Source organism: Thiomonas sp. (assembly GCF_054608695.1).
Map to the genome: position 1 here is coordinate 22,618 of NZ_JBTRXV010000048.1, position 7,592 is coordinate 30,209.

Here is a 7,592-nt window from a genome sequence, read left to right on the forward strand (position 1 = left end):
TTGCGAGGTGCCGCAAACCATGAAAAACCCGGCTCACGTCGCCGTGGCCGGGGCCGGGTTGGGGGGTGGGGGGTTGGATGGCGCTGGGCCGAATCACTCGATGTGATTCATCCGGATGCTCACGCCCCCGCTCTGACCGTCGTGCGACAGGCCAGGTTTGCGTTTGTCCGACTCGTGCTGCAAGGTCGCAGCGCCGTCATGCAGCCGGTCGCTCAGGCTCGGTCCCTTGTCCTTAACCTTGTTGTCCTGCTCGAACTGGCGCTGCGCCGCCGATTGCTCGGCGCCCGATGCGGACGAAGGACTGCCTTCACCCCCGGGCGCGGATGCGAAGCCATTGCCGCCTGGAGTGCTCGCCGTGGTCGGCGCGGAGGACAACCCGGCTTCCTGCGTGGTTGGCGCCGCCGCTTTGCCGAGTTCGGCACCGGACTTCACGGCTTCACCCGTTCCGGTCGTGGCCCCCGCGTTGGCCGCAGGGCCATCCCGCTTGAAACGCGCGGCAGTGTTGGCAGTGCCGGCAGCCTCGGCCCTGGCACCAGCCGCTTTGCCCGCCATCTCGACACCTGGGGCCGCACCCAGCGCCGACGATGCGCTTTTGATGCCGGCGCCAGCAGCCTTGCCCGCCCCAGCCGCCAGGGATTCCAGCCGTGAGGTGCCCGACACGCCGCCAACCGGGCCACCCGGCAGCATGGAACTGCCGCCGATGCCGCCCTTGGGAGCGGACCCGCTGCCACTGAGCGGCGTGGTCGCCAGCGCAGCCACCCTGGAGAGCGCAGCGCCACCCGCCAGACCAGCCGCAAGCGGAGCCGCCGCCATGCCGCCAGCGGCAGCACCGGCGTTGGACAGGCTCATGGCAGGCGAGCCGTTCATCATCGATCCGGCGATGCCCGGAACCATGTAGCCGACCGCGCCGTAAGCCAGGGTGGTGATGCCCGCTGTCATGAAGTCAATCGGGCCGACGGTGTTGTTCGGTGGCGCCGTTGCAGCGATGGTCGCCCAGTGCGCAATGATGATGTTGGCCAGTTGCCCGCCGAACCCAGCGACCACGTAGATGGTGAACAGCTTGATGCCGACGCTCACCGCGTAGCCGAAATACTTCTCGGCAAACGGCAGCGTCCAGCGGCTCCCGGCGAAGCCCAGCATCAAGGCGCCGGCGCCGATGACGATGTAACTCTCGATCGTCGTGATGAGAAGCTGCATGGCGATGGCGAGATAGCCGAGCAGGATCATCAGGCCGGTCAAACCGATGAAGATGGCCGACAGCAGGTTATCGCCCAGCGCCACCATGGATTTGCCCGGCGAGAACATGCTGACGCCGGCCGCTGTCTGGCCGTTGTTGATGTTGTCGGCCGTGGATACAACCTTGGCTGCCGTGTCGATGCCTTCATTCAGAATTTCAGACGGGCCGATCGAGGATGAGATCGAGGTCGGTCCGCCACCGCCGACCGTCTGCCCAGCCTGTGTGAAGCTGTTGATGATGGGCGGAATCCAGGTCGGCGCCTCGGTCAGCAGCATGGCGAAGAATGCGATGCCGAGAATCTTGAGGGTCATCGACGTGATGAGTTCACCGAGATCGTTCTTGCGCAGCGTGTAGTTGATCGCCGCCCAGGAGAACTCGATGGCAGCCAGGCCGAAGAACAAGGGCCGGGCAAGACCGAGCGCGGACGTCATCCATCCAGTCGAGGCGGTCTGGAACGTGTTCTGGATCTGGTCGAGGACACCGTTGCCGGCGTAGGCGGGCGCGCAGGCCAGGGCGAGCAGGAGCGGCGGCAGCCAGCGCGCGGATCGGTTGAGTTTCATGGGATCACCTGTCGAGAGGGTTGACAGGTGGGTATGCGCAGGAGGCGCAAAGCATGATGGGTGGCGCGGAAACCAAGGCACCCGCGCTGACGCGCGGCACAAAGGCACGGGCAAGAAAGGTGTGGCTTGATGTGCGCCTTGGCTGAGTGGTGCAAACGCTTAGGAACGAAAAACCACACTTAACTTGATTAAACTTGATTTTTACGGCGGATCCTCGATAATCCTTTTGCTATGCAAAAAAGGATCCACAGCCAGAATCTCCAGCAAGCGCTTCAAGATCGCGGTTGGAGCCAAAAGGATCTTGCCGCCGAGATGGGCTTGTCGGCGCAAGCGGTGACGAATTGGATCAAAGGCGCAGACTTTCCTCGCCCCGACAAGCTGCTCAAGCTTGCGACGACCCTGAGGCTGAGCTTTACCGATCTGGTGATCACACCGTCGAAGGATCAACCGGTCATTGCTTTTCGGAAGAAGGGCGGCGCAAAAACGACAGACGCGCACGCCCTCAAAGCGATGGCCATGGGGACGCTGCTCAAGCCGCTGGTGCAATTTTTACCTGAACCGCGATCACTGAGGGCGCAAATTCCGTCGCCATCGTTACAGTACGACGCGTTGCAAGTGGTCGTGGCAGAGGTACGCACTCGAATTGGACTGGGGGTCCAAGCGGTCTTATCCTATGAGCACCTCATTGGTGAGTTTGGATGCAATGGTGCTGTCATTGTGCCTGTGCTCTGGGGTGAAAAGAAGAACCACAAGAACGCGCTCCACATCTTGCTTCCCCAAGATCAAGTGACGTTCATCTTCCTCAATTTGGACACCAGGTTGGAGGACTTCAAGTTCTGGATGGCCCACGAGCTTGCGCATGTCTATACCCCGGACTTGGCTGGTCAGAATGAGGGCGAAGACTTTGCGGACGCATTCGCGGGAGCATTGCTGTTCCCTAAAGCCTTGGCGAAGGCGGCTTATCACCAAGCTGCCGGGCAGCGCGATGCGATGGGCGAAATCAGGGAGTTGCAGCGTGAAGCAAGCGCCCACAGCATTTCGCTTTACAGCGTGTTCTGCGAGATCAACAACTATGCCAAGGCGGAGGGACTGGCCTTGCTGCGTTGCAAGGACAGCGAAATTCACGCGATCCGCAACAACCAGCGTGGAAAGCTGGTCAGCGAGATCCTGTTCGACCCCACGCCACCCGAGCCCGCTGCCTACATGGCCGCCGCACAAAACGTGTTTCGCAGCGCGTTCTTCCCATCGTTGCGACGCATGGTCAAGAGCAAAGGGACGGGGCCTGGCTACATCCAGCAGATCATGGACATCCCGATGCAAGATGCGGCGGCGCTCCACGGAGATCTCAGCCGTTGACGCTGGTCTTGCTCGACACGAACGCCTACCTTCGGCTGGCCAAGCGTGTCAGGCCAGCGGTCGGCATCAAGTTCGGTCAAAAGGGCTATGTCCTCACAATTCACAGATCCGTTGAGGACGAGGTTCATCGAAGTGCTCGGCTCAGATTCAAGTACCCCTGGTTTGATGCGGCGGATTTCGCCGCCGAGCGCCTGTCCAAGCAGGTTCGGTTGACCAGCGAAGAGAAGGCAAGCATTCAGGCGGCACAGAGTGTCCTGCATGGCTGGGTTCTTGCTGATGTCGACAGGTACGCCTCTGGGGGCCGATCCCCTCCGGGGCCGACTGATTGTTGGTTGCTCGCCCTGGGGCAGGTCAAGCCTGCGATTGTCGTGACCGATGATCTCGGGATGCACGCGCTGGCCCAGGACTTCGGCATCGCCGTCTGGCATGGCTATGAACTCCTGGACAAGCTCCGGTCAGCCAAAGTGGTCGACGGACCGATCATCCGAGATCTCTACGATGCGTTAGAGATCAATGGCGATCTGCCAAAATCGTGGCAAGATGCGAGACACACGGTCTTTATAAAGATCTTCGGGCCCAAGGCAAGCTGAGACTGCCCCAAACGATGGCATTGGGGCCGATTCAGCAAGAAGTCGACACCGGGAAAGGCCGGATCAGTAAAACCCCGCCCCGGTTGTCTCCACGGCGAAGCAGGCTCCGGTGGTGTTGCCTGTGGCCCGGCACCAGCCGGATTCAATGCCGCGCTGCTGCGGATGCGCCTTGAACCAGGCGTGCCCATGCCCGGCATACGGCCCTTGCGCCAGGCTCGCGCCGCGATAGAAGTTCTGAAGTGAAACTCTCCCCTTCAAGCCGGCGTGGCCTGCACGACATAGCCGATCTGCTGAAGCCTGCGGATCAGGCGGTTGGCGGTTTTGGTGGCATCGGCGCGGTCGAAGTGGGCAGCGCCCAGGTCGTGCCATTCGTAAGCGGCTAGCCGTTCCACCTTGAACAGCGGATGGATAGCGGCCAACATGGTGTCCACGTATGTCTGAGGTGGACACCATGCAAATCAAGAGTGCGCCGCGGCGGCGCCACGCCGCTGAACTCAAGGCCCGGGTGCTTGCCGCGTGCGGCGAGCCCGGCGCCTCGGTGGCGGCCATTGCGCGCGCCTACGACCTCAACGCCAACCTCGTGCGCAAGTGGCGCCGTGGCGTAGCGCCAGCGGCCCGGCCGCCGGCATCACCCAGCAGCGCAGGCCACGGCGCAGGCGAGTTCATCGCGCTGGCTTTGCCAAGTCGTGAGGCCGTCCCAACAGCGCTGGCAGACATCCGCATCGAACTGCGCCGGGGTGCCACGAGCGTTGCCGTGAGCTGGCCCCTGGCGGCTGCCGATCAGTGCGCGGCGTGGCTTCGCGGTTGGCTACGATGATCCGCATCGATCAACTGTGGCTGGCCGTTGAGCCGCTGGACATGCGCGCCGGCGCCGAGCGTTTGCTCGCCCGCGTGGTGCAAGTGTTCGGCTCGGCCCAGGCCCATCACGGCTACCTGTTCGCCAACGCACGCGCCACCCGCATCAAGTTGCTCGTGCATGACGGCTTCGGCGTGTGGTGTGCGGCGCGGCGCTTGAACGACGGCCGCTTCGTGTGGCCGCGCGAGGTTCCCACTGAGGCCGCGCCGATGACCTTGACGCAGCCGCAATTCGACGCCTTGGTGCTCGGATTGTCCTGGCAGCGGCTGGAGCAAATGAGGGTGATCACACGCATGTGATGGCGGCTGATCACACGGATGTGATTGGGCATTGAGAAGCAGCGCGGCGGCCATCGGAACATGTCCGAATAGCCGCGCCAATGCTGGCTTTGCACAATACGAGCATGCTCAATGTGCACGAACTCAAAGCCCAGGACCTGCATGGTCTGAGCCCCGGCGCGCTGACCGAAATCGCTGAGCAAATGCTCCAGCGCATCGACGAGCAAAGCCGACACATTGCAGCCCAAGCGCAGGACATCAAGTTCCGTGACGCCAAGCTCGAGCGCATTACGTTCGAGCTGGCGCGCCTGAAGGCGTGGAAGTTCGCGGCCAAGACTGAAGCCATGAACGCCGAGCAGCGCCAACTCTTCGAGGAGACACTCGCCGACGACGAGGCCAGCCTCGAGGCGCAGCTCGAAGCGCTGCAGGCGCAGGCCGGCGCGCAGCCCGATGCGGTGCCACAAGAACCGCGACGCCGCCCCAAGCGTCAGGCCCTACCCGAACACTTGGTGCGTGTCGAACATCAGCACGAGCCCAAGGACACCACCTGCCCGTCCCCGGATTGCGGCCAGCCGATGGTGCGCGTGGGCGAAGACGTGAGCGAGCGCCTGGACATCGTGCCGGCGCAGTTCTTCGTGCACCGCCACATCCGTGGCAAGTGGGCCTGCCGCTGCTGCGAGCTGCTGGTGCAAGAGCCGGTGGCGCCGCAGATCATCGACAGCGGCATGCCCGCCGCCGGCCTGATGGCGCACACCCTGGTCAGCCGCTTCGTCGACCACCTGCCGTACTACCGCCAGGAGCAGATCAACGCCCGCTCAGGCGTGCACACGCCGCGCTCGACGCTGGCGGCATGGTCCGGGCGCGGTGGCGCCGCATTGCAGCCGCTGTTCGACGCGCAGCGCGAGTTCGTGCTCGGTGCGCAGGTGCTGCACGCCGACGAGACGCCGGTGAACATGCTCGACCCTGGGGCGGGCAAGACGAGACGCGCCTACGTCTGGGCCTACGCGCGCAGCGGCTTCGATGCGTTGCCGGGCGTGGCCTACGACTTCTGCGTCGGGCGCGGTGCCAAGTACCCGATGGCCTTCTTGCAAGGCTGGTCGGGCACGCTGGTGCGCGACGAGTTCAAGGGCTACGAGAGCGTGCTCAAGCCCGATGGGAGAACGGCGGCCGGCTGTCTTGCCCACGCCAGGCGCAAGTTCGACGAGCTGATCAAGGTCAACCAGAGCCCGGTGGCTACGCAGGCGTTGCAGCGCATCGCCTGGCTCTACCGCATCGAGCGCGAGGCGCGGGACTTGACCGAAGAAGAACGGCTTGCCATGCGGCAAGCCCGCTCGAAACCACTGTGGGAGGAATTGCACGTCTGGCTGCGGCTGGAGCGAACGCATGTGCCCGAGGGCAGCGCGATCGCCGGCGCCATCGACTACAGCCTCAACGCCTGGACAGCGTTGACGGCCAACCTGAACGACGGCATGGTGCAGGTCGACAACAACCACATCGAGAACCTGATGCGGCCCTGGGCGATGGGACGCAAGGCGTGGCTGTTCGCCGGCAGTGAACTGGCGGGCCAGCGCGCCGCCGTCGTGATGAGTCTGGTGCAATCGGCCAAGCTCAATGGGCATGATCCGTGGGCCTACCTCAAGGACGTTCTGACGCGGCTGCCCACACACATGAACAGCCGCATCGAGGAGCTGCTGCCGCATCGCTGGCAGCCAATGGGCTGAGGTCGTCGCCGACCTGCGCGCACGCTGCGGTCAACTCGTCAAGGTGGGGTGGCTAGCCGCTTACTGCCATTCGGTGCCGTCGCGCAACATGTGCCAGGCCGCGGTGAGCATGGAAGCGGCCACGGCGACGATGGCTTTCTTGGCGCCGCGGCGTGCACGCAGCCGGTGGAACTGCGCTTGCAGGTAGCTGCCCTTGACCTTGATGGCCGACCACGCGGCTTGCACCAGCGTGGTCTTGAGCCACTTGCCGCCGCGGCGCAAGCGCGTGCTGCGCCGCTTGCCGGCACTCTCGTCGTTGCGCGGGCACATGCAGGCCCAGGACAGCAAGTGGCCCGGGGTGGCAAAGCGCGACATGTCGATGCCGATCTCGGCCACAACGACGTTGGCACTGACCTCGCTCAGCCCGGGCATGGTGCTCAGCAGCTTGACGGCGTGTCGAAAGGGCGCCAGGCCCGCGCCCACCTCCGTCTCGATGGCGGCGATGGCCTTGTCCAGCGCATCGATGTGGGTCAGATGCACCTTGAGCATGAAGCGGTGATGCGCGCTGGCACGGCCGCGCAGCGCTTCCAGCAATTGCGCTCGGCTGGCCTTGACACGCGTGGTGATGCACGAAGCCAGATGCTCGGGGTCGTTGTGGCCGTCGATGAGCGCTTGCAGCACCGCGCGGCCGCCCTTGCCCAGGATGTCGCTGATGACGACGCTGAGCTTGAGGTTCGCGTCCTCCAGCACCTTCTCGATGCGCTGCACGTGCGAGGCGCGCTCGCGCACGAACTGCTTGCGCGTTCGTGTCAGCGTGCGCAACTCCTGCACGGCCACGGGCGGCACGAAGCTGGCGCGGATCAGCCCGTGGGCCAGCAGATCGGCCAGCCACGTCGCGTCGTTCACGTCGGTCTTGCGGCCGGGCACGTTCTTCACATGCGCGGCGTTGGCCAAGACCAGCTCGAAGTGCCCTTCGAGCACGTGCCACACGGGCTTCCAGTACACGCCGGTGGCC

The 7,592-nt window shown here is 64.2% G+C and carries 8 protein-coding genes and 1 pseudogene; 5 read left to right on the plus strand and 4 right to left on the minus strand.

The window, feature by feature from the left end:
* Positions 1-93: 93 nt before the first annotated feature.
* The gene (gene trbL / locus ACYCUK_RS15020) at positions 94-1,797 is read right to left on the minus strand and encodes a P-type conjugative transfer protein TrbL (RefSeq protein WP_461595517.1); all 1,704 of its coding nucleotides are present in this window, start codon (positions 1,795-1,797) and stop codon (positions 94-96) included.
* Positions 1,798-2,028: 231 nt separating this feature from the next.
* On the opposite strand from trbL, the gene ACYCUK_RS15025 reads away from it, so the two are divergent.
* Together ACYCUK_RS15025 and ACYCUK_RS15030 are read left to right on the plus strand one after the other, a co-directional pair.
* Entirely contained in the window at positions 2,029-3,153 is a 1,125-nt protein-coding gene (locus ACYCUK_RS15025; protein WP_461595518.1) for an XRE family transcriptional regulator, read from the plus strand.
* On the plus strand, positions 3,150-3,743 hold the full coding sequence (locus ACYCUK_RS15030) for a hypothetical protein (RefSeq protein WP_461595519.1): 594 nt from the start codon (positions 3,150-3,152) through the stop codon (positions 3,741-3,743). Before ACYCUK_RS15025 ends, ACYCUK_RS15030 begins: the two co-directional genes overlap by 4 nt.
* A gap of 63 nt (positions 3,744-3,806) precedes the next feature.
* On the opposite strand, the gene ACYCUK_RS15035 is transcribed toward ACYCUK_RS15030, so the two are convergent.
* Positions 3,807-4,001: a hypothetical protein gene (locus ACYCUK_RS15035; RefSeq protein ID WP_461595520.1), complete on the minus strand. Its 195-nt coding sequence runs from the start codon at positions 3,999-4,001 to the stop codon at positions 3,807-3,809.
* Positions 3,998-4,165, minus strand: a complete 168-nt coding sequence (locus ACYCUK_RS15040; protein ID WP_461595523.1) for a hypothetical protein — start codon at positions 4,163-4,165, stop codon at positions 3,998-4,000. Before ACYCUK_RS15040 ends, ACYCUK_RS15035 begins: the two co-directional genes overlap by 4 nt.
* Before the next feature lie 29 nt (positions 4,166-4,194).
* Here ACYCUK_RS15040 and ACYCUK_RS15045 point away from each other — a divergent pair, with 29 nt between their 5' ends.
* The 3 genes from ACYCUK_RS15045 (at position 4,195) to tnpC (ending at position 6,598) form a co-directional block, all read left to right on the plus strand.
* Complete coding sequence (locus tag ACYCUK_RS15045; RefSeq protein WP_233224471.1) at positions 4,195-4,560, plus strand: transposase; 366 nt, start codon at positions 4,195-4,197, stop codon at positions 4,558-4,560.
* A complete protein-coding gene (gene tnpB / locus ACYCUK_RS15050; RefSeq protein ID WP_461595521.1) occupies positions 4,557-4,898 on the plus strand; it encodes an IS66 family insertion sequence element accessory protein TnpB in 342 nt (113 codons plus the stop codon). Before ACYCUK_RS15045 ends, tnpB begins: the two co-directional genes overlap by 4 nt.
* A 104-nt stretch (positions 4,899-5,002) precedes the next feature.
* Positions 5,003-6,598, plus strand: a complete 1,596-nt coding sequence (gene tnpC / locus ACYCUK_RS15055) for an IS66 family transposase (protein ID WP_461595522.1) — start codon at positions 5,003-5,005, stop codon at positions 6,596-6,598.
* Positions 6,599-6,661: 63 nt separating this feature from the next.
* Here the strand turns inward: tnpC and ACYCUK_RS15060 are convergent.
* Positions 6,662-7,592, minus strand: a pseudogene (locus ACYCUK_RS15060) (IS110 family RNA-guided transposase); the annotation flags it as partial.

What these genes read in the sequence shown, in the direction of transcription:
- trbL (WP_461595517.1), bottom strand. Translation starts at nt 1,797, where the DNA reads ATGAAACTCAACCGATCCGCGCGCTGGCTGCCGCCGCTCCTGCTCGCC.
- ACYCUK_RS15025 (WP_461595518.1), top strand. Translation starts at nt 2,029, where the DNA reads ATGCAAAAAAGGATCCACAGCCAGAATCTCCAGCAAGCGCTTCAAGAT.
- ACYCUK_RS15040 (WP_461595523.1), bottom strand. Translation starts at nt 4,165, where the DNA reads ATGTTGGCCGCTATCCATCCGCTGTTCAAGGTGGAACGGCTAGCCGCT.
- ACYCUK_RS15045 (WP_233224471.1), top strand. Translation starts at nt 4,195, where the DNA reads ATGCAAATCAAGAGTGCGCCGCGGCGGCGCCACGCCGCTGAACTCAAG.
- tnpB (WP_461595521.1), top strand. Translation starts at nt 4,557, where the DNA reads ATGATCCGCATCGATCAACTGTGGCTGGCCGTTGAGCCGCTGGACATG.
- tnpC (WP_461595522.1), top strand. Translation starts at nt 5,003, where the DNA reads ATGCTCAATGTGCACGAACTCAAAGCCCAGGACCTGCATGGTCTGAGC.